Source organism: Ottowia thiooxydans (assembly GCF_040548795.1).
Classification (GTDB): Bacteria; Pseudomonadota; Gammaproteobacteria; order Burkholderiales; family Burkholderiaceae_C; genus Ottowia; species Ottowia thiooxydans_A.
Map to the genome: position 1 here is coordinate 140,298 of NZ_JBEPSH010000004.1, position 20,717 is coordinate 161,014.

The window sequence follows — 20,717 nt, forward strand, 5'->3', positions numbered from 1 at the left end:
TGATGACACGTGGCATAGGGATGCATGAGGATGGCTGGGCAAGGACTGAACTACACACGGCTTGCGCCGAACGCGTGGGAGGTACGCATTCGAAAAACCGCTTAAAGTCAACTGAAGGTAAGTAACGCAACGCCGCCTTGAGTTCCACTTGATCGCGCAACCACCCAATTGGCCGTCCTGGATTGGGAACGTTACACATCCCGAAGCGCGTTCCTATTCTGGGATCGAAGTCTCCAGCTTCATTTCCAGCAGCCATGCTGCCAAATGGGCCCAACCATTCGCCTGCGCCAGCACTTCAACGCTATATCCGGACGCATCGACGGCCTGGAGCGGATCGAAGTGCATGGGACCACCATAACGACCAGTGGCTTGAATGGCGTTGAAGATCTGCTGAGAGGAAATTTCTCGCCCACTGGCGATCCACGCGTTCAGCACAGACAGGTGCCCGTTGTTGACGGCCAGGTCCAAGGGGCATTGGCCACTTTCGTCCTGACGGTCGGCTTCGTCTCCGCGCGCGAGCAAGCTCAGGACAACGCCCGCGTGGCCAGCCTTTGCGGCGTCAAACAACGCACTGGGGTGATTTTGCGGTCGCCGTTGGACTGCATCGAAGCCTTCGAAGAAGGTCTTGGTGAGCTGTTCGTCTGGTCCTGAGGAGAGCGCAGCGAACAGTTCACTGAATCGACCCCGGCGACCTGCAAGCCGCAGGGATTCCCGGCCCAAGGCATTGCCTGCATCGACGGCTGCACCCAGGGCCTGCAGCTTATTCAAAAGCAACACCTCGGCCAACATCACCCAGTCACTAGAAGCCGCCAGCATGAGTGCTGCCGTCATTTTCTCTTCCAAGGCTTCAAGATAATCGAGTCTCGTGCCGCTCGGTTGTCGATCTGCGGCGCGCGATCTGCCCTGCGCCGCTTGCAGGCTGTCGAGAATGAGTTGATGGGAAACCTGCCGCCCACTGCGTGCCCACGCCTCCAGCACGCACAAGTGTCCGTTGCTGACAGCGAGATCCAAAGCGCTCAGGCCGTCACCGCGCCTGACGTCTGCGTTGGCCCCGCGGCGCAGCAGAATCCCCACCAGCCGGGCACATCCAGTCTCCGCTGCGCGAAGCAGAACATCCGGGTGCATGCTCCGATTTCGATGGGCCTTATCAAAGGCTTCAAAGAACGTATCGGCGAATTCTTCCTTGGCTCCAGAGGAAAGCCAGGTAAGTAGAACGCCAAAATGGCCATAGCTGCCGGCGACTCGAAGAGTCGAATAGTCCACGGTTGCCGGCGTACTGGCAGCGCGACCGCTGACCTCCAACGCGTGCAGCAGCAATGCGAGGACTTCAAGCTGACCTGCCATGGCTGCGACGCTCAGCGCGGTATGACCGCCGCCCGCAAAAGCGTTGATGTACTCGGGGTGCAAGCTCAGCGCATTCAGCAAGAGCCGGACGACTTCAACGCGCCCGTCATGCGCCGCCAGCATCAGCGCGGTGGCGCCATCATGGCGGGCACGATTGATCTCCGATGGCGGCAGCCGGTCTACCAGTACCTTGACGGTTTCGGCATGATCGTAGTGCGCGGCCAGCATGAGTGCTGTGGTGCCGTCGGCCAGGGCATGGTTGATCTGGTCTGCCGTCAGGTGTTCCGCCAGCACTTGAACGGTTTCTGTATGGCCTCGCTCTGCAGCCAAGGTCAGTGCATTGGAACCATGAGGAGTTGCACGGCGGATCTGCTCCGGGGTCAACCGACCCGCCAACAACTTGACGATCTCGATGTCACCAGCGCCGGCCGCAAACATCAGTGCGGTAGTTCCATCCAGGCGGCTCTGATTGATCTGCTCTGCCGTCAGCTGACCCACCAGCACCCTGACGGTTTCCAGGTGGCCTCGTTGAGCGGCAATTGTCAGCGCCGTAGAGCCATTGAAAAGCGGATGGTTGATCTGTTCGGCCGTCAACCAGCTTGACAACACCTGGACTGTTTCGGCGTAGCCTTCCTGAGCCGCCAGCGTCAGCGCAGTGGCGCCATCAGAGCGGGGCTTAAGAAGTCCATCCGATTTCAACAGGCTCGCCAGCACCTTGACCGCTTCGGCATGGTTTCTATGAGCCGCAATCGTCAGGGCCGTCGAGCCATCGTCGCAGGCGTGGTTGATCTGTTCCGCAGTCAGCCGACTTGCCATTACCCTGATCGTCTCGGCGTGGCCTCGCTGAGCTGCAAACGTCAGCGCGGTGGAGCCATCATGTCGAGGGTGGTTGATCTGTTCCGCACTCAGCCGGTTCGCGATCAACTGGACCGTCTCGACATGGCCAGCCTCAGCCGCAAACGTCAGGGCAGTAGAGCCATCTGTGCGGGTATGGTTGATCTGCTCTGCCGTCAGCCGGTCCACCAACATCTTGACGATTTCGGTATGACCCTTGACCGCGGCAAACGTCAGTGCAGTGCAGCCATCCGGGCTTGCTTTGTTGAGCTGCTCTGGAGTTAACCGGCGCGCCAGAACCTTGATCGTCTCGAGGTGGCCTTCCTCGGCTGCAAGCGTCAATGCTGTGCCTCCATCACTACGCGCCCGGTTGATCTCATAGGGCGTCATCAAGCTTGCCAACGCGATGACACATTCGGTGCGGTTGTACAAGGCCGCTGCCATCAACACGGTGTTCCCATGCTCATCAGTCACGTGGAGGTTGGCTCCGGCACTGAGCCACGCGACAACGAGGTTCACGTCTCCCTCCAGTGTCGCGTTCCACAGCCTGGTATCTTTGTAATCCTGAATGAACAACGCAGTACCGACTTCGCTTGACCGCCGCCCTTGACCGACAGCAAGGTCGAAGGAAGTTGACTGGGGTGAGGCAGGCGGTCGGGCGTCTTCGATGTCTCGCGCGCATGCTTGCTTGTCAGCCTGAATGGACGATGCGATGGCGGTGGTGGAAACGGTGGAGCGCCCAACCACAGGTTGATCCGGCGCAACCTTCAAGTGCGTGAAGCTCGTACGCGAAGGTGGAGAAATCGGGCTGACGTGAGGGATGGTGCTGACGTCACGTGGCATAGGGAGAGCTTGGAAACAGATGTAAATACCGAAAAACTTCGTCCCAAGGATCGAACTCGAACCGACGCTTTTTTTCGAAAATTCATGGAGCAACGGACGTGCTTCGACGTTTCAACCGAAAAGGCTGCTGAGTGTAAGTAACATCCCCCGGCGTCAAGTTCCACCCTCGCGGCGACGTCGTCACGCCGCCCTTGGCGCTCCTGGGAGGTGGCATTGACGGGAACGCCACGCACGGTTTCGCTTTGAGGTCGCAGCACCCTGAGTGCGTGATGATCAGGCCAGCCGATGCTCTCGCACAGTTGCTTACGCTCCTATTGCCAGGCTTACCGACCCGCTTGCGCCGGTGACCGTATGAATAGATACTGGCTTGGGCAGCCCTCGGCTTGCAATGTGCAGAGCCCGGCTCGCCTGATTCGTCTTCAAACATCAGATTGCCTGACGCCCATGAATGCGCGGCGATCTTCGACCAGGAGCCAACCATGAGCTATATCGACGGATTTGTGGTCCCCGTACCCTCCGACAAGCGCGATCGATACGTCGAGATGTGCAAGATGTTCTACCTGAAAGCCAAGAAGCTGGGCGCCCTGCGGCACGTCGAATGCTGGGGGGACGATGTGCCTGACGGCAAGGTGACCGACTTCAAGCGCGCGGTCGATGCGAAGGCAGGCGAAACTGTCGTTTTCTCCTGGATCGAATGGCCATCGAAAGAAGTGCGTGACGCGGCCAATAAGAAGATGATGGAAGACCCGGACATGGAAAACATGGAAATGGTCTTTGATGGAAAACGCATGATCTACGGCGGTTTCGTGCCTGTATTTGATGGGAATGCGTCACAAGACTGACACCCCGGTTGTGAGCCGATTCGTCGGCTCAAGAAGACAGTCGTAAGGTATTGCGCCCGGTAAATCCATGACCCCAATTGCGCTAGTAATTAAAACTAATTTACTATATTGCTTTCGACGCCCACTTTGTACTGCTTGATGCAGGTACGGAGTACGCGTGCTCCTGGGGATGGTTCGCCTTCCTCAAGAGCGTTTTCTCAGGGAGCATGCCCACTGAAGATTCGCCGACCGATAAGGCTCGAAGCGAACAGGCAAACACCAAGTCCATAGCCGCAGCATTCGCCGCGCGTCTTGACTTGGTGCACTACCCGTTTCGGGATGTTCATGGAAAGAGAAGATTCGGTATGGGCTTGAGTCTGGTTGCCAGCCGCGCGCTGATGGGTTTGGAGGCGCCTCAAGTCACTGTGGAAGTTCATTTGGCCAACGGGCTGCCCAGCTTCACGCTGGTGGGTCTGGCCGACGTGGAAGTGAAGGAAGCCCGCGAGCGCGTTCGAAGCGCCTTGCAAAACAGCGGTCTGGAGTTTCCCCACAACCAACGCATCACCGTGAATCTGGCCCCTGCGGACCTGCCCAAGGATTCCGGCCGCTTTGACCTGCCCATAGCACTGGGAATTTTGGCAGCCAGTGGACAGATCAATGGCATACGCCTGGCAGGCTGGGAGTTTGCCGGTGAGCTGTCGCTTTCGGGTGAGCTGCGCCCTGTTCGCGGTGCGTTGGCCATGGGTGTGGCGCTGCACCAGCAAGGGGTGGATGCGCAATTGGTCTTGCCGCCAGGCAGCGCGGAAGAAGCGGCCTTGGTGCCTGGCATGGCCGTTTACCGTGCACGACATCTGCTGGATGTCGTGGCACAGTTTCTCCCAGCGTCCGAGCGATCGCATTCCGAAGCGCCTGCGCCCCTGCCGGAGACGGACGGCGGCTGGTCGAAAGTCGAGACTGTCGCGCACGCCAGCACCCCTCCCTATCCCGACCTGATGGATGTCAAGGGGCAGGCGGCCGCCAAGCGAGCTCTGGAGATCGCCGCCGCGGGTGGCCATTCGCTGCTGATGATGGGCCCCCCTGGAACGGGAAAGTCCATGCTGGCCCAGAGATTCGCTGGCCTGCTGCCTCCCATGCAAGTAAGTGAGGCCCTGCAAAGCGCCGCCATTGCCAGCCTGGGAGGCACTTTCAAATTAGATCAGTGGCGTCAGCGACCCACGCGCGCGCCACACCACTCAGCCAGTGCGGTCGCCTTGGTCGGTGGTGGTTCACCGCCAAGACCGGGCGAAATCTCCATGGCTCACGAGGGCGTGCTGTTTCTGGACGAGCTGCCTGAATTTCCGAGAATGGCGCTGGAAGCCCTGCGGGAACCACTGGAGAGCGGGCACATCACCATTTCGCGCGCGGCCCAGCGAGCGGACTTCCCCGCCCGCTTTCAGCTTATCGCAGCCATGAACCCTTGCCCATGCGGTTACCTGGGTTCACGCGTGCGGGCCTGCCGCTGCACGCCCGATCAGGTTTCACGCTACCAGGGCAAGCTGTCAGGCCCCTTGATAGACCGCATTGATCTGCATGTGGAGATTGGTGCACTGTCCACAGACGAACTATTGGCTGCTCGCGCTGGCGAATCTTCTGCGACATTGCGAGAACGCTGCACGACCGCGCGAGCCCGTGCCATGGCCAGACAGGGGCACGCCAACCAGGCTTTGAAAGGCCAGGCCATCGATGAGCATGTTCGCCTGGAAACCAACGCCGCCAGTTTCCTGACCACTGCCGCCGCCCGCCTGGGCTGGAGTGCCCGCGCCACGCACCGTGCCATGAAAGTAGCGCGCACCGTGGCGGACCTGGAAGCTTGCGAAGATGTCGCGGTCAGCCACGTGGCCGAAGCTGTGCAGTACCGCAGGGGGCTGCAAACACGCAACTAGTGTGATGGACGGGCGGCCTGTGCAGACTTGGAAGCCTTAGCTTCCGCGCCCAAGCTGACTCCGCTCGGCACCTCCTCTATCGGCCTCTGGTGTTTGGCATGACCGGGCGTCGATGGCGGTAGAGCCGGGGCAAAAAACACAATCTGCTTGAATGATGAAATGGACTCAGAGATTCCCGGCGGTGGAGATCGCTCAACCCTCCACGGCTCCCAGCCATTCAATAACAGATCGTGCGTATCAGTCCGCCTTGATGTTCGAGTCCTTGATTACTTTCGACCAGCGTGCAACCTCAGCTTGAATCTGCCGCCGCGTCTCAACAGGGGTTGTGTAAACCGGTGAGGCGCCTTGCGCCAGAAGTGAATCTTTCACTTCCTTTTTTTCCATCACGCTTTTCAATGCGGCACTGAGCTTGGTCAGGATTGGCTCAGGCAAGCCTGCCGGGCCCAACACACCGAACATCGATGTTATTTCAAACTCCGCCAGGCCCGCCTCGGCGGCTGTGGGCACATCAGGGAGTGCCGCTTGGCGAGTGGGTGTGGTCACAGCCAATGCGCGCAGCTTGCTGCCTTTGATGAATGCTTGAGTGGCTGGCAAGGTGTCGAACACGACATCTACCTGGCCGCCCATGAGGTCATTCAGCGCCTGGGGGCTGCCTTTGTAGGGGACGTGCACGATCTTGACGTCGGCCTGCCGCTTGAACAACTCTGCAGCCAGATGCTGAGGCGATCCATTGCCGGAAGATCCGTAATTCAATCCATCGGGCTTGCTCTTGGCAAGCGCGATGAACTCCTTCAGATTGTTGGCTTTGACCGAAGGACCCACCGCCACAACCAACGGAACGCGGCCCACGACCGAGATTGGCGTGAAGCTCTTTTCCATGTCAAAACCAGCAGTGGCTGGCTGTAACACGCTGTTGATCGAATGGCTTGTCAACGCCCCCAGGATGAGCGTGTAGCCATCAGGCTTTTCCCTGGCGACGAACGCGGCGCCCAAGTTGCCTGCAGCCCCCGCCCTGTTTTCCACCACAACGGGCTGGCCCAACGCAGTGGCCAGCTGCAAGCCCACCACCCGTCCGATGACGTCCGTAGCACCTCCAGCGGTGTAGGGCACCACCAGCTTGATCGGGCGTTCCGGGTAGGTTTGCGCCATGGCAGGAAATGCAGCAGCCGAAGCCAGGGTGGTCAACGCCAGGACGGCGCTGCGGCGAGAAAAAGCTTGAAAAAGGGGTGTACGGTGGGTCACGGAAGTCTCCGGTTCTGAATTGGAATAGCGCGAGTCCTGTACTTGGCAAGACTCGCTGCAAATTTACTCAATAAAATTATTAATAATATAAGTAATAACCCTATTCATAAATCAAGAGGTCGCTCTTAACCTTCATGCCATCGGACCCAACGGGTTCACTTCCACCTTCAAATACGCCCATGACCAAATCCAGCAAGCCCGCCTCCGACGTCACAACCACCCACGACCTGGCGCCCAAGGGGGCTGATCAGGGAATCTCCAAGGGCCTGACAAACTACGGGGACCGTGGCTTCTCGCTCTTTCTACGCAAAGCCTTCATCAAGGGGGCTGGTTACTCAGATGCAACCCTGGATCGACCTGTAGTTGGAATCGTCAATACGGGTAGCGCCTACAACCCCTGCCATGGGAACGCGCCTCAACTGATAGAGGCGGTAAAGCGCGGTGTCATGCTGGCCGGCGGCCTGCCGATGGACTTCCCGACCATCTCGATTCACGAGAGCTTTTCTGCTCCAACGAGCATGTATCTGCGCAATCTGATGTCCATGGACACGGAGGAGATGATTCGCGCACAACCAATGGATGCGGTAGTGCTCATTGGAGGTTGCGACAAAACAGTGCCTGCACAGTTGATGGGTGCAGCATCTGCTGGATTGCCTGCCATCCAGTTGATCACCGGCTCCATGCTCACTGGCTCACACCGCAGCGAGCGTGTGGGGGCTTGCACGGATTGCCGTCGCTATTGGGGGAAATTCCGTGCCGAAGAAATCGACGCAGAAGAGATCGCGGATGTCAACAACCAACTGGTGGCCAGTGTGGGCACCTGCTCAGTTATGGGCACTGCCAGCACGATGGCTTGCATTGCCGAAGCCCTTGGCATGACCGTGCCTGGTGGCGCTTCACCGCCGGCCGTAACTGCAGACCGCATACGCGTGGCAGAACAAACCGGCACTGAGGCCGTTCGCATCGCTCGCGAGCGCCTGACCATCGACAAGATCCTGACCCCTGCGGCATTTGAAAACGCAATGCGTGTGCTGCTGGCCATAGGTGGCTCAACCAACGGCATCGTTCACTTGGCAGCGATCGCGGGGCGCATGGGTCTGGAAATTGACCTCAAGGCGCTGGATCACATGGGTAGAGATACCCCCGTGCTGCTCGACCTGAAGCCATCGGGGGACCACTATATGGAGGACTTCCACCATGCGGGGGGGATGGCGACACTTTTGCGCGAGCTAAAGCCACTGCTGAATCTGGACGCCCTGACCGTGACGGGCAGGACGCTGGGTGAGGAAATTGAAGCCGCCGGCCCTGGATTTGCGCAAACGGTGGTGCGCACGCGGGACAACCCTATTTACCCGCAGGGGGGAATCGCCGTCCTGCAAGGCAATCTTGCACCTGGCGGTGCCATCATCAAGCAATCTGCAGCCGACCCCAGGTTGATGGAGCATGAAGGCCGTGCAGTCGTATTTGAGAACGCTGAGGATCTGGCCAATCGAATCGACAGTGATGATCTGGACGTGACAGCAGACGACATTCTCGTGCTCAAGAACATCGGTCCCAAAGGTGCACCCGGCATGCCGGAAGCGGGCTACATCCCGATTCCACGCAAGCTGGCTCGCGCAGGCGTCAAGGATATTGTTCGGATCTCCGACGGTCGCATGAGCGGCACGGCCTTCGGAACGATCGTCTTGCATGTGACACCTGAATCCGCAGTAGGTGGTCCACTGGCCTTCGTCCGCAATGGCGATCGCATCACTCTATCGGTTGCTCGGCGGGAGCTGAGGCTTCATGTGTCGGACGAAGAACTGGCGATGCGCGCCGCGGAAACGCCGATTGTTGTTCCCACTGCAGACCGCGGCTATCGCAAACTCTTCCTGACGACGGTCACCCAAGCCGACCAAGGCGTGGATTTCGACTTCTTGCGGGCAGCACATATGCTAGGCAAGGTGCCCAGGGCAGACTCTGACGCCGACTGAGCTGCGGATCAGCAACAATGGTGGAAGTTTCCCTTATGTTTGATCGAGCGCCCGGCGCTTGCCCAACGGTCTTCCACCCTATGGTTTCTCCTGCAACATTGTCGCCCCCTGCGCATTCCCAGCCATTTCATGCTGCCGTTAGCCCGAAGAACGCCCTAGCGTCCATGATTACTGCGTTGGAAGAGGATGTGGTTTTCGGCCGCCTGCACCCGCGCGAACGCCTCGTGGAAGACGAGCTGATGGAGCGGTTCCAGGTCAAGCGGCACGTGGCGCGCGACGCCTTGGCTGCGTTGGATCGGATGGGCCTGATCGAGCGCCGAAAGAACGTTGGTGCGGTGGTCCGATCGTTCACGGTTCAAAAAGTCCAGGAGCTGTACGACCTTCGAAGCCTGCTCGAGACGGAAGCGGCCCGGAGCGTCATACTGCCTGTTCCCCCCGAGCGCCTGGAGCGCCTGATCGACATCCAGCGGCAACATGACGCCGCTGTGACCGCAGCAGATGCTCGCACGGTTTTCCGGGTCAACCTCGCATTCCACCAGGAGTTGTTTCGCTTAGGCAGTAGCGAGACACTTCGCGAGGCCATCGCCGAGTACGCCCGGCAGACTCATCCCATTCGGTTTGCGTCGCTGGTTTCTTCGCAGTACCGCGAACAGGCTCGCCATGAACATTGGCAGATGATTGAAGCGCTACGTGCCGGCGATCGAGCGGCGTTGGTTACTTTGTGCGCTGAGCATCTTTTGCCGTCGCGCAATGCCTACCTCATCGCTCAACAGCAGCGTATCTAGATTGATTGAGAACACCTTCACTTCGCCGTCTCCGGCTGCTCAAATTCGCCTTTGAGTGCCCAGCCCCCAACCATCCGCGAATCGCACCTTGCCTGACACCCGCCTGCAACACCGAATCAAAGCGAGAACGTATTCCCGGCTTCAGCCTGCCCCCGCAGCCAGGCAAACAGGTGCTCTGCGCTTGCCACGATGGGACTGAACACAGCGCTTTCGTCATGCGACCAGTAGTACACGGTGCCCATGTCAGGGCCATCGGTGCGCAGCAGGAAGCAATCGGGCGAGTGCTCGTCACCCACGATAGGTAGCATATGCAGGGGGTCGATACCGTCGTTGGCAATGGCCTGGCGGATCTCGGAAGCCAGCTCTGGTGAGCTGTTGTCGTGCAGGCTTAGCCAGCCCATCATTTCCGCGTGCTTCTCCAGAGCCTGCGTGATGCCAAACAATTGGTAGGCTTGGCTGTACTCACCGTCCACCACGGTGAGTTGATGTGACTCATCGGGCGCACTAATCCATTGCACATAGGCCGCGCAAGCAGTGTTCTTCAGGGCGGCGGGAAAGTGCTGACCGAGCAGATCGAGGTCCGCAGCGGTAGCGCTCTGGCCCGGTGCGTATTCGAATCGCAACGCGTTGATGCGCAGACGTTCGGACTCGTTGGCCTGCGCCGTTTCGCCTGCAAAGAAGGCCTGGTAGTCGGGGTCATCCAGCACTTCAGGCATGCGCAGGCTCCATTTGCGATGGCATGCATACGCCTCGGCGTTGCGGCCCAGTTGACGCAGTGCGGTGACTCGGTATTCTTGTATCTGCGTTGTGCTGCTGCTGGTGCTATCGGCCAGGGCAATGGCTTGCAGCGCCTGCTCAGGCTGATCAGCAACACACAGTGCGTACTCGGCCATCGTTTGAGCGGCAGCCGCCAACTGCGAAGGCGCGCCCTTGTAGCTGTCACCGAAATAGTAGCTGCTGCTGCCGGTGTGCATGTAGAACGGGTTGGTCTTTTGTTCCTCCGCGCTGGTGATGATGGCAATGCAGTGATCTAGCGCGGCGGACCAATCATCATCGGCATAAGGACCGGGATTTTCGCGTGCGCGGTTGGCATGCGCGCGCCGCGCAGCCGTATGCCAGTACCAGGCACCCTCGCTGTTTTGGCACTGCTGTAGCAGCCCCAGGGCGCAATCGTTATCGCCGCATTCGGTGTGCAGCGCAGCCAGATCCATCAGGCATTCCTCGTGGGTCTTGGGCCTGTGGCCGGCGATGCTGCCGGGCCCGTACACAGTGTCCGGCGCAACCACTTCCTGAAAGCCGCTGCCCGCCAGCGTGCTACGCAGTTCAATGAAGCGCTGCAACACCGCCAGTGGCCCTCCGTCGGCGGCAAAGACGAGATCCTCCACCATCTTGAACCGCTCTGCCGATGTACGCGCTTCCTGCCGCGTCCAATAGGCCCGCCCGTCGTAGCCATTGGGGTGCAACGTGAGCTGAATGAGCAACGGAGCGCTGCTCTTGCGTTTGGGTGTGGATTCGATCCAGTGGCAGGTGTAGGCAGTCACGCAAAGTCGCAGGGCTCGGGCAAGATAAGCGGATGTTCAAGCACCGGCAACCCCGTGCCTGTATGGGCTTATTCTGACACCTTGGCCTCCACGCCCATGCTGACCCCGCTGGCCACGTGGCTCCTGTACTGAGTCGGCGTGTGCCCCACGGAGTGACGAAAGAACCTGCTGAAATAGGCGGGGTCGGCATATCCCAGTTGCCGAGATACGTCAACCACTGAAAGTTCGGTGTACGCCAGCAAGCGCCGCGCTTCAAGAAGGACGCGGTCGTGCAGCACCTGAAGTGCGGAAGCGCCATTCTTGCGGCGGCAGGCCCGGCTCAGGTGGTCCGCCGTGACCGCGAGCTCTGACGCATAGAAATCCAGGGTCTTTTGCTGGATGAAGTGTTTTTCTACCAAGGCTTCGAAGCGACGCACGAGGGTGTCTCTAGCGCCTGCGCGTTGCTCGCTCTCGAACTGCTCGCCGTGCTCTCTCACATACCGAATGGCCACCAGCGTGGCTAGGCCCGTCAGTGCCTGAACTCGTCCTTCGTCAAGGGCGTGGAATTCGGCGGCGATCTGCTCGAGCAATCTTCCCAGCTCCTCTGCGGCAAGGGGCTTGGCAATCACAAATGAGCGACTGAGCTCCTTCTCCACAAACCGCGTTTCACCCAGAAGGCGACTCAGCGTTGCGGTGGGCACAGTGACCTGATGTCCGGACGAGTCCCGGCTGTAGGTAAACCCATGCACGGATCCTGGCGCCAACAAGAGCATGACGGGTGCCGTGGCTTTGAATTCGCAACCGTCAATCGTGCCGGCAATCTCTCCCTTGTCGAGAAACTGGAACTGGTGCAAACCCTCGTGCCGATGTGCCGGAATCGTCCAGTCCATTTCAGTGCCTCGCACGGCTACCGACTCGTAGTGCAGACAATCATCAGGCTGTCCGTGCAGGACTTCCCGGTACGGAACCATGAGCAGTGGCGAAGGCTTCATGGGATGCCATTCTCGCTCGATGCCGGAAATCTGCAAGGGCGGGTGGAAACGTCCATCGATTTATCGGCCTGACGCGTCCATCATCCACCCCAAGAGAGACAACGGTCCACAATGACACGCACAACACCATCCGATGCGCCGCTAGCGCACGCCCCGTCACCCGCACGGCAACGCGCCCCTTTGCGGCTGACGGGTGCGCAAGCGCTGGTTCAGGTGCTGCTCGCCGAAGGCGTGAATACGGTCTACGGCATCGTCGGCGGCAAGCTCTCTCCGTTGTTCCATGCACTTAGCCGTGAACCGCGCATTCGATTCATTGGCGTGCGGCACGAAGCGGCAGGCCCCATGATGGCGGCGGCCACCCATGCGGGCACAGGGCAGATGGCGGTGGCGGTAGGCGAGTTGGGGCCGGGGGGCCTGAACATGGCCTCGGGCCTGGGGTCTGCCTTCAACAACAACCTGCCCCTGCTGGCCATCACAACCAACCAGCATCGCGCCAGCTCGTACCCGCACGTGGGTTTCTTCATGGACCTTGACACGTTGGCGGTGACCAAACCATTGACCAAGTGGAATGCTCTGGTCAACGATGCACGCCGCATTCCCGAGCTGACGCGGCGTGCATTTCGTGAAGCATTGAGCGGTCGCCCGGGCCCCGTGCATCTTGATATCCCCCAGGACGTCCTGGGCGAAATGCAAATGTTCGCTGCGGACGAATTTGAGCTCACACCGGAGCGTTATCGCGCCACCTCGGGCCCTCGGCCCAATGCCACTTCGCTGGCAGATGCCGTGGCACTGCTGCAATCCGCCAGGCGCCCCTTGATTGTGGGCGGGGGCGGCGTGGTGGCGGCGGGTGCGCAAAGCGCTTTGCGAGAACTTGCGAAACGCCTGAACGCCCCCGTAATTCCAACGCAGATGGCGCTTGGCCTGGTGGCTTCGGACAGCCCGCACTTCGTAGGGCATGGCGGGATCATCGCGGGCGAGTCCGTCAAGCACGCATTCGAGCGCGCCGATGTGATCCTGAGTGCGGGTTGCCGTTGGTCCTCGTGGATGTGGGACGAGCGCGGAGCGCTCGCACGTCGGCACCATCACGTCATCAACATCAACATAGACCCGTCTGCACTCGGCCATGCCGCGCTGCACGAGGTGGCCATGCAGGCGGACGCGGGGGAAGCGCTCAGTGACCTGTTGGCCTCGCTAGGCGATGCAGCGCTCAATGCCGACGGCGGCTGGCTGGCCGAGGTGCGCGCCGTCCGAGCGCGCCATGAACGCAAGCTGGCCATCATGGCCAGTGACACCGAAGAGACCATGCACCCTGCCGCGCTGGCCAAGACACTGGGAGAAGCGTTGCCGGTGGACGCGCTGGCGGTGTACGACGGAGGTCATACCACCTTCTGGAGCAACGACCTGACTCCCGTTCATGACGTGAGAACGCGTTTTCATGAACCCGGAATGGCGCACCTGGGTTACGGCCTGCCTGCAGCCATTGCCCTGAAGGCCCAGCACCCGCAAAAAACTGTGCTCAACATCACTGGCGACGGCGCATTCGGCTTCACGATCAATGAACTTGACACTGCCCGCCGGTATGGCTTGCCCGTCATCACCGTGGTCCACAACAACGCGGCCTGGGGAGTGATCCGCATGGGTCAGAAATTAGGCATGGATTTCGAGATGGGCACGGCACTCGAAGACACCGACTACGCAGCCATTGCGCGGGGTTTCGGTTGCCACGGCGAGATAGTCACTCGCGCAGGCGATATTCCTGCCGCACTGCAGCGAGCCATCGATTCCGGCTTGCCCGCCGTGCTGGACTGCCGCACCAAGTTTCTGCCCCACCCTGCGGTGGGTCAGTTTGTCAGCATGAACAAATACGGCTTTGCTTCGCTGAGCCGCCTGGACATTCCCAAGGAGACTGTTTTGAACGACATCAGTATGTTGATCGGTGGCGAGAAGGCCGCTGCCGCCTCAGGCCAAACCTTTGAGCGACGCAATCCGCTTGACGGCAAGGTAGCCACACGCGCGCCAGCCGCGAGCGCCGAAGACGCTGTGCGGGCGGTGCAGGCAGCTGCGGCGGCGTTTCCCGCTTGGTCCGCCATGGGCCCGGGTGCGCGCCGCGAGCTGCTGCAAAAGGCTGCAAGCGCCCTGGAGGCGCGCACTCAGAAGTTCATAGAGGCCATGGCGGGTGAAACGGGTGCAGCGGCGCCGTGGGCGGGGTTCAATGTGCATCTGGCGGCCGGCATGCTGCAGGAAGCGGCGTCCCTGACGACACAGATCAGCGGCGAAGTGATTCCGTCCGACGTGCCGGGTAACCTGGCCATGGGCTTGCGCGTTCCAGCTGGTGTGGTGCTTGGCATCGCTCCGTGGAATGCGCCGGTGATCCTCGGTGTGCGGGCCATTGCGACGCCGCTGGCCTGCGGAAACACGGTCGTGCTGAAAGGCTCCGAGCTCTGCCCGGCCACGCATGGCTTGATCATTGAAGCGCTGAATGAAGCCGGTTTGCCACCGGGTGTGGTCAATTTTGTCACCAATGCCCCGGCTGACGCGGCGGTGGTGGTGGAAGCCATGGTGGCTCACCCTGCTGTCAGACGCGTGAACTTCACGGGGTCGACCGCCGTGGGCAAGTTGATCGCGCAGACTTGCGCCAAGCACCTCAAACCTGCCGTGCTCGAACTGGGTGGCAAGGCTCCCTTTGTGGTGCTGGACGATGCCGACCTTGATGCTGCGGTCGATGGCGCGATCTTCGGAAGCTTTGCCAACTCGGGCCAGATCTGCATGTCCACCGAGCGCATTGTGGTCGACCAGAAAGTTGCCGACAGCTTTGTGGCCAAGCTTTCGGCGCGCGCTGTCGGTCTACCGCTGGGCGATCCCCGCAAAGGGCCCACCGTGCTGGGTTCCGTGGTCGACATGAGCACGGTGGAACGCTGCAATGCACTCATTGATGATGCAGTAGCCAAGGGCGCCACTTTGGTTTGCGGCGGCAAGGCGGACAGCACGCTCATGCCCGCCACAGTGCTGGACCACGTGACGAGCGAAATGCGCATCTACCACGAAGAGAGCTTCGGGCCGGTCAAACCCGTGGTGCGAGTCCATGGCGTGGAGGAAGCTGTGGCCTGCGCCAACGACAACCCCTATGGCCTCTCGGCGGCGGTATTCGGCCGTGACGCGGGCCGCGCGTTTCAGGTGGCGCAGCGCATTGAATCGGGCATCTGCCATGTCAACGGCCCAACGGTACACGACGAGGCGCAAATGCCCTTCGGCGGAGTCAAGGCATCGGGGTATGGCCGCTTCGGCGGCAAAGCTGGCATCGAAGCGTTCACCGAGCTGCGGTGGGTCACGCTACAGACCACGCCACGGCATTACCCGTTCTAGCGCAGAAGGAGCGACGAATCCTGACCCTCGCTCGCATTTCACTATAAACACTGAAGGAGACAAATCATGCAACGCAGAACACTGCTGAGCGCCGGCGTAGCATTCGGGGGACTGGCCTGCATAGGCTCGCCCGCGCTCGCTCAAGGCGCATCCAAGAGCGTGACCTTATGGTCTGGCTTTCCAGTAGGCGGTGGCCTGGGAGACCAGGTGGCGCGGCCTCTGATTGACCAACTGCGCGGCAAGTACCCTCAGCCGTTCATCTACGATGCCAAGCCCGGCGCAGGTGGCCGTATTGCGGCGGAGTTCGTCAAGCGTGCGCCGCCAGATGGCAATACGCTGTTTGGTTGCCCAAGCTCCTTGATGACCCTGCATCCCCACGTCTTCAAGAAACTGCCCTACGACACGCTGAACGATTTCACCTCGATTGCAGGTCTGTGCTCGTATACGGCGGTGTTCACCGCCGGCCCAGGTCTTCCGGCTGAAATCCGCACTGTGGCCGACTACCTGAAGTGGGCGAAGGCCAACCCGAGCCTTGCCAACTACGGTGTGCCTGCCAGCGGCTCATCGCTGCACCTGGCTGGAGCCATGCTGGGCAAACAGGCGGGCGTGGAGATGCAATCGGTGCCGTACAAAGGCGGCGCCCCGCTTCTCACTGACCTCCGGGGTGGGCAGATTCCGGTCAGCTTCAACGTCGTCAGCGAAGTGTTGCCGCATATCCGCGCGGGCACCTTGCGGGCCCTTGCTGTTTCGGCGCCGACACGGTGGAAAGCATTGCCGGATACGCCCACCCTGACCGAACTGGGTTACAAAGACATTGCTTTCGTGGACTGGCTGGGTTGGTATGGTCCAGCCGGCATGGACAAAGCCAAGGTGAACGCGCTCAACGCGGCAGTCAATGAAGCATTGGCTGGCCCGGCGATGGCGGAAGTCATCGATAAAAATGGGCTGGAAATCATGCGCGTATCGCCCGAAGGGCTTGCCAAGGCGGTGCGGGAAAACCACGCCTTCTGGGGCCAGGTGGTCAAGGTCACCGGCTTCAAGCCGGAAGACTGATTCCCTGCCTGAATGAGCTCATCATCCCTCTTCAATCATTGGACGAACGCAAACACATGACCATCTCTCTCGATCAGGCCCAAAAGATCATCACCGCAGCCTTGGCAAAGTCCAGGGAAATGGGCTATGCGCCCATGGGCATCGCAGTGCTTGATTCATCGGGCAATCTCAAGGCCTTTGCAAGCGAAGACGGCGCAAGCATGTTCCGCTTCGATGTCGCGCGCGCCAAGGCATGGGGTTCAGTCGCCATGGGCGTGTCCAGCCGAGTGCTGGGCGAACGTGCGAAGGGAAATCCAAACTTCTTCGTCTCACTGGCCGCCACTTCCGAAGGCAAGTTCCTGGCCCACACTGGTGCTGTTGTCATCAAGGATGCGCAAGGCCGATTGCTCGGTTCGGTGGGCGCCAGTGGCGGCACCGGCGATGAAGATGAGCTGATTTGCATGGCCGGTGTGGACTCGGTGGGCCTCACCAGCGGCTGATAGATGCAGCTGTGGATTTCGCCCTGCGAGGGCGGTTGACGCAGGCTCTCCTGGAACCGCGGGCCCCGTCCCCGGACTTGCAAGAGCATGCCGGCGTTCGCCTCGTGCCGGAGTCTGGCTGCTGTGGTGTGACCAGACAACTACGTGTATGGCGGGGCGTCCGACGCAGATGCGCAGGAGGGACTTTTGCGTCACCTGGCATCGGATATGGGCGTTCGCGATACCGTTGCAACCAGTTGAAGATTTCAGTGTGTGGCTGCTCTCACCTCTAAAGCATCTGCGGTATCGCTGGCGACTCAGGACAAGCCAGCCTTGTCCAGGCCCCAGGCTTTGTCGTGCACACCGGGGACGGTGCGGAACGCCACGTTGGCACGGTTCCAGCCGTTGATGGCCATGACGCGGTAGGTGAGGTCAGACAGCTCTTTCTCGGAGAACTGCTCCAGCATCTGCGCGTAGAGTTCATCCGACACGCCTGTGGGTGCGATCTGAGTCAAGGCTTCGGTCCACGCCAACGCAGCGCGCTCGCGCGGGCTGAAAAGCGGAGACTCACGCCAGATTGCAACATGGTGCAGGCGAAGCTCGCTCTCTTTATGAATGGTGGCCTGCTTGATGTGCATGTCCAGGCAAAACGCACAGCCGTTGAGCTGCGACGCGCGGATGTCGATCAGATGTGACAGGCTGGTCTCGATGCCCGCAGCGGCCACGGCGTTGCCGAACTCAAGGAACTTCTTGAACAGCTCGGGCGATTGCTTCAGGTAGTCAAGACGAGGGGCATGCGATGGGTGGTTCATGGTTTCAGGTTCCTGCAAAAGATGGGTTGAAATTTCTTGTCACGCACCATGAAGACGTGCGAACAGGCCCACTTGTGACAGCGAACCTGAAAAAAATTCAGAAACTTCCGGGCGCAGGTTCCACAAGACGACCCGCGAAGATGGCGGCAATGCGCGCCAACTTGTCCGGATTGCGCTGGACGTGCATCCGCAAGATGCGCTGGCCATCGGTCTCAAATGCCTGTGCCGATTCGAGCTCGCCGTCAATAAAGCGCAGCAAGCTCCATTCACCATTGATGACCACCACCTCAATGCGCTGCGCAGCACCGGCCCGCCTGTGTGTCGCCAGGAAAAGTTGCGCAATGCGCCGCCCGCCCTGCAGAACCTTGCCAAAGCTGGGCACCTTGCCACCACCATCGCCAATGAGTTCGGCGTCTTCCGCCAACAATGCCTGCATGGCCGAGAAGTCGCCACGGCGTGCCGCATCGGCAAATCCGCTCAGCAAGCGAAAATGCTGGTCTGGCGACACCGCATGGCGTGGTCGAGCGTCCTTCAACTGAGTTTTGGCGCGCGAGACGATCTGCCGGCAAGCGGCTTCGGTCTTGCCTAGCGCCTGGGCCACTTCAGAGTAGTCGGCGTCAAAAACCTCGCGCAGCAAGAAAGCCGCGCGCGCCTCTGGATTCAACCGCTCCAGCATGGCCAGAAAAGCAATGGAGATGTCGTCAGCCCGCTCCAGAAGCTGCTCCGGGCTGTCTGGTGAACTGTGCAGATCGCCCCCGTGGAGCTGCGGCTCAGGCAGCCAGAACCCGGGGTAGTGTTGGCGCTGCAGCTTGGCCGCACGCAAGCGGTCTATGGCCAGGCGGGTGGTCACAGTCACTAGCCACGCTTCGGAGTTTTCGAGTTCGGCCTGATCGGCGCCGTACCAACGAAGCCAGGCGTCCTGCACCACTTCTTCTGCCTCCGCGACGGAGCCCAGCATGCGGTAGGCAATGCCCTGCAGCCGAGGGCGCAGGCCATCGAAGTTAAAAGACGCGGGGTCTGAGGTTGAGGTGTTGTCCATGGAGACCAAGACGTTTCAAGCCTCCATTTTGTGACAGTTTCGACGTCATGCGCGCGGAATGGCCTCCAACCCGCGCCCATGTGCGCGATGCACAACGCGCCGTGAAAAGGAGTGAAAAACTCAGACGCGTCGTTTGGCCCTTGCTCGGCGCAACGCCCGTATGTCGGCGCGAACGGCTGACAGAGAATCGCTCAGCGCACGCTCAGCCTGGTATCTCCTCCACTTTGAGATCAAGCCGGCCGCCGCGAAGCCAAATGACGCCAGCTTTGGAGGTACATGGCGAAAGGCCGCAGCGGTTTTGAGAACACGCGCGCCTGTCGCCGCAGCGGAGGGCAAAACTGTACGCGGCGGCGTTGGTGAGGGTGGGGGGGGTGGCAGCGGCGTGGGGTTGGGCGCCCGCATTCCCCGAACCTTTGGACCGGCAGAGACAACAGGCGGCGCTTCGTATTTCCCAGCAAACCGTCGCGACACCAGGTAGCCGCCTACGGCAGCCACCATGGCCCACACACCCACCGTGGGCGAAAAGCCGTCCAGGTCAACACGGGAATCTCCAACGCCTTTCCCCACCGATGGCGTTGAAGAATGATGGCGTCCTCGCTGATGCTCCTCGACCAGAGCGGAAAGGCCAGCAGTGGTTTTCCGTAAATCTTTCAAGTCAGTTTTTAAAGTGGGAGTCTCGGATAACGCAGCGTCATCAGAGGCGGGGGGAATGGATGTACGCGCAAAATCCCCTTGCTGTTCAGCCAGCACGCGCGCGCAACTGGCTGCGTACAGCAGTACCGCTGACGCGAAATAGATCCACATCAGAAGCACCACCAAAGAGCCTGCGGCCCCATAGGCGGAGACCACTGCCGCCGTAGAAAGGTACAAGGCCAATGCGTACTTGCCCAAACCGAACAAAACGGCCCCCACGGCGGCTCCTGTCACCAGATGCCTCAGCCGAGGCTGAGGGCCCGCGCTCATGCGCATCAAGGCTACAAAAAGACCTGCGATGATGAGAAGAGAAACAGCCTGATTGACGACCGCCAGCAATTCCTGAGAACCCATGTATTGGCCGCCCCAGCGCTCCAATATGCCCAGAAAGCTGGACACCACCAGCGACACCAGCATGAGAAAGCCAATGGCCAGCACGTAGGCGATACCGCGCAAGCGCAAGGTCGCCGTATGCCACCATTCACCCCTGGCAACCACGCCAGAGCCCTGGGTCCATAAGCGCTCAAAGGCCGACTGCAGTTCGGCGAAAACGCCGGTAGCGCCCATCAGCAACAAGCCAAAAGCCAATATGGACGCAAAGATGCCCTGCTGGGGTTCCTGGGCACTTTCCAAAGCCGCAGAAATCACCTCAGCCCCGCGAGCGCCCACCAACTGACGGATCTGCTCCGTCAGCGAGCCCACCAACATCTCCCTGTCCAGCCACCATCCCATGGCTGCGACGATCAGAACCAGAAGGGGCGCGAGACTCAGAATGCCGTAGAAAGACATCGCGGCGCTCATGCGCAAGCCGTCTGCCTCTGACCAGAGCTCAAACGATCGATAAAGGGGATACAGGCCTTTGAGCCGCCCCCTGAAAATGACCGGCACCACTGCTTCAGGGGCTGAGTCGGCAGGAGAAGCGCTGGCAAGCGAAGTAGAAGGCGTCATGACCGGACTTTAGCGCGAGATCTGAGCATTTCCAGCAGATAGTGGCCTGGTCCCATGTCAGTAAATTTCTACTTT

At 60.4% G+C, this 20,717-nt stretch carries 14 protein-coding genes and 1 pseudogene; 8 read left to right on the forward strand and 7 right to left on the reverse strand.

The features are described from left to right. Positions 1-213: 213 nt before the first annotated feature. A complete protein-coding gene (locus ABIE13_RS10315; RefSeq protein ID WP_354443061.1) occupies positions 214-3,021 on the reverse strand; it encodes an ankyrin repeat domain-containing protein in 2,808 nt (935 codons plus the stop codon). A gap of 479 nt (positions 3,022-3,500) precedes the next feature. On the opposite strand from ABIE13_RS10315, the gene ABIE13_RS10320 reads away from it, so the two are divergent. Next, positions 3,501-3,863, forward strand: coding sequence for a DUF1428 domain-containing protein (locus tag ABIE13_RS10320; RefSeq protein WP_354443062.1), 363 nt, complete (start codon positions 3,501-3,503; stop codon positions 3,861-3,863). 344 nt (positions 3,864-4,207) lie between these two features. Next, entirely contained in the window at positions 4,208-5,764 is a 1,557-nt protein-coding gene (locus ABIE13_RS10325) for a YifB family Mg chelatase-like AAA ATPase (RefSeq protein ID WP_354443692.1), read from the forward strand. A 237-nt stretch (positions 5,765-6,001) separates the two neighbouring features. Here the strand turns inward: ABIE13_RS10325 and ABIE13_RS10330 are convergent, their stop codons facing one another. Further along, a complete protein-coding gene (locus tag ABIE13_RS10330; protein WP_354443063.1) occupies positions 6,002-7,006 on the reverse strand; it encodes a Bug family tripartite tricarboxylate transporter substrate binding protein in 1,005 nt (334 codons plus the stop codon). 179 nt (positions 7,007-7,185) lie between these two features. Between ABIE13_RS10330 and ABIE13_RS10335 the strand changes: the two genes are divergently transcribed. Both ABIE13_RS10335 and ABIE13_RS10340 read left to right on the forward strand, forming a co-directional pair. Next, positions 7,186-8,979 (forward strand): IlvD/Edd family dehydratase, encoded by a 1,794-nt coding sequence (locus tag ABIE13_RS10335; RefSeq protein ID WP_354443064.1) that lies wholly within the window; start codon positions 7,186-7,188, stop codon positions 8,977-8,979. Positions 8,980-9,059: 80 nt separating this feature from the next. Further along, complete coding sequence (locus ABIE13_RS10340; RefSeq protein WP_436278400.1) at positions 9,060-9,764, forward strand: GntR family transcriptional regulator; 705 nt, start codon at positions 9,060-9,062, stop codon at positions 9,762-9,764. Positions 9,765-9,880: 116 nt separating this feature from the next. Here ABIE13_RS10340 and ABIE13_RS10345 read toward each other — a convergent pair whose 3' ends face one another. Together ABIE13_RS10345 and ABIE13_RS10350 are read right to left on the reverse strand one after the other, a co-directional pair. Then, complete coding sequence (locus tag ABIE13_RS10345; protein ID WP_354443066.1) at positions 9,881-11,305, reverse strand: hypothetical protein; 1,425 nt, start codon at positions 11,303-11,305, stop codon at positions 9,881-9,883. A gap of 68 nt (positions 11,306-11,373) precedes the next feature. Continuing rightward, the gene (locus tag ABIE13_RS10350) at positions 11,374-12,276 is read right to left on the reverse strand and encodes a helix-turn-helix domain-containing protein (protein WP_354443067.1); all 903 of its coding nucleotides are present in this window, start codon (positions 12,274-12,276) and stop codon (positions 11,374-11,376) included. 111 nt (positions 12,277-12,387) lie between these two features. On the opposite strand from ABIE13_RS10350, the pseudogene ABIE13_RS10355 reads away from it, so the two are divergent. The 4 genes and pseudogenes from ABIE13_RS10355 to ABIE13_RS10370 all read left to right on the forward strand — a co-directional run. Further along, positions 12,388-14,073, forward strand: a pseudogene (locus ABIE13_RS10355) (thiamine pyrophosphate-binding protein); the annotation flags it as partial. A 114-nt stretch (positions 14,074-14,187) separates the two neighbouring features. Then, complete coding sequence (locus tag ABIE13_RS10360) at positions 14,188-15,639, forward strand: aldehyde dehydrogenase (protein ID WP_354443694.1); 1,452 nt, start codon at positions 14,188-14,190, stop codon at positions 15,637-15,639. A 66-nt stretch (positions 15,640-15,705) separates the two neighbouring features. Continuing rightward, on the forward strand, positions 15,706-16,692 hold the full coding sequence (locus ABIE13_RS10365; RefSeq protein WP_354443068.1) for a Bug family tripartite tricarboxylate transporter substrate binding protein: 987 nt from the start codon (positions 15,706-15,708) through the stop codon (positions 16,690-16,692). A 56-nt stretch (positions 16,693-16,748) separates the two neighbouring features. Further along, positions 16,749-17,171, forward strand: coding sequence for a GlcG/HbpS family heme-binding protein (locus ABIE13_RS10370; protein ID WP_354443069.1), 423 nt, complete (start codon positions 16,749-16,751; stop codon positions 17,169-17,171). A gap of 296 nt (positions 17,172-17,467) precedes the next feature. On the opposite strand, the gene ABIE13_RS10375 is transcribed toward ABIE13_RS10370, so the two are convergent. The 3 genes from ABIE13_RS10375 to ABIE13_RS10385 all read right to left on the reverse strand — a co-directional run bounded on the left by ABIE13_RS10375 (position 17,468) and on the right by ABIE13_RS10385 (position 20,642). After that, on the reverse strand, positions 17,468-17,962 hold the full coding sequence (locus ABIE13_RS10375; RefSeq protein ID WP_354443070.1) for a carboxymuconolactone decarboxylase family protein: 495 nt from the start codon (positions 17,960-17,962) through the stop codon (positions 17,468-17,470). A 97-nt stretch (positions 17,963-18,059) separates the two neighbouring features. Beyond that, positions 18,060-19,001, reverse strand: a complete 942-nt coding sequence (locus tag ABIE13_RS10380; RefSeq protein ID WP_354443071.1) for an RNA polymerase sigma-70 factor — start codon at positions 18,999-19,001, stop codon at positions 18,060-18,062. 120 nt (positions 19,002-19,121) lie between these two features. Further along, positions 19,122-20,642 (reverse strand): YihY/virulence factor BrkB family protein, encoded by a 1,521-nt coding sequence (locus ABIE13_RS10385; protein WP_354443072.1) that lies wholly within the window; start codon positions 20,640-20,642, stop codon positions 19,122-19,124. Positions 20,643-20,717: the final 75 nt, after the last annotated feature.

What these genes read in the sequence shown, in the direction of transcription:
- ABIE13_RS10315 (WP_354443061.1), bottom strand. Translation starts at nt 3,021, where the DNA reads ATGCCACGTGACGTCAGCACCATCCCTCACGTCAGCCCGATTTCTCCA.
- ABIE13_RS10320 (WP_354443062.1), top strand. Translation starts at nt 3,501, where the DNA reads ATGAGCTATATCGACGGATTTGTGGTCCCCGTACCCTCCGACAAGCGC.
- ABIE13_RS10325 (WP_354443692.1), top strand. Translation starts at nt 4,208, where the DNA reads ATGGGCTTGAGTCTGGTTGCCAGCCGCGCGCTGATGGGTTTGGAGGCG.
- ABIE13_RS10335 (WP_354443064.1), top strand. Translation starts at nt 7,186, where the DNA reads ATGACCAAATCCAGCAAGCCCGCCTCCGACGTCACAACCACCCACGAC.
- ABIE13_RS10340 (WP_436278400.1), top strand. Translation starts at nt 9,060, where the DNA reads ATGGTTTCTCCTGCAACATTGTCGCCCCCTGCGCATTCCCAGCCATTT.
- ABIE13_RS10350 (WP_354443067.1), bottom strand. Translation starts at nt 12,276, where the DNA reads ATGAAGCCTTCGCCACTGCTCATGGTTCCGTACCGGGAAGTCCTGCAC.
- ABIE13_RS10365 (WP_354443068.1), top strand. Translation starts at nt 15,706, where the DNA reads ATGCAACGCAGAACACTGCTGAGCGCCGGCGTAGCATTCGGGGGACTG.
- ABIE13_RS10370 (WP_354443069.1), top strand. Translation starts at nt 16,749, where the DNA reads ATGACCATCTCTCTCGATCAGGCCCAAAAGATCATCACCGCAGCCTTG.
- ABIE13_RS10375 (WP_354443070.1), bottom strand. Translation starts at nt 17,962, where the DNA reads ATGAACCACCCATCGCATGCCCCTCGTCTTGACTACCTGAAGCAATCG.
- ABIE13_RS10380 (WP_354443071.1), bottom strand. Translation starts at nt 19,001, where the DNA reads ATGGACAACACCTCAACCTCAGACCCCGCGTCTTTTAACTTCGATGGC.
- ABIE13_RS10385 (WP_354443072.1), bottom strand. Translation starts at nt 20,642, where the DNA reads ATGACGCCTTCTACTTCGCTTGCCAGCGCTTCTCCTGCCGACTCAGCC.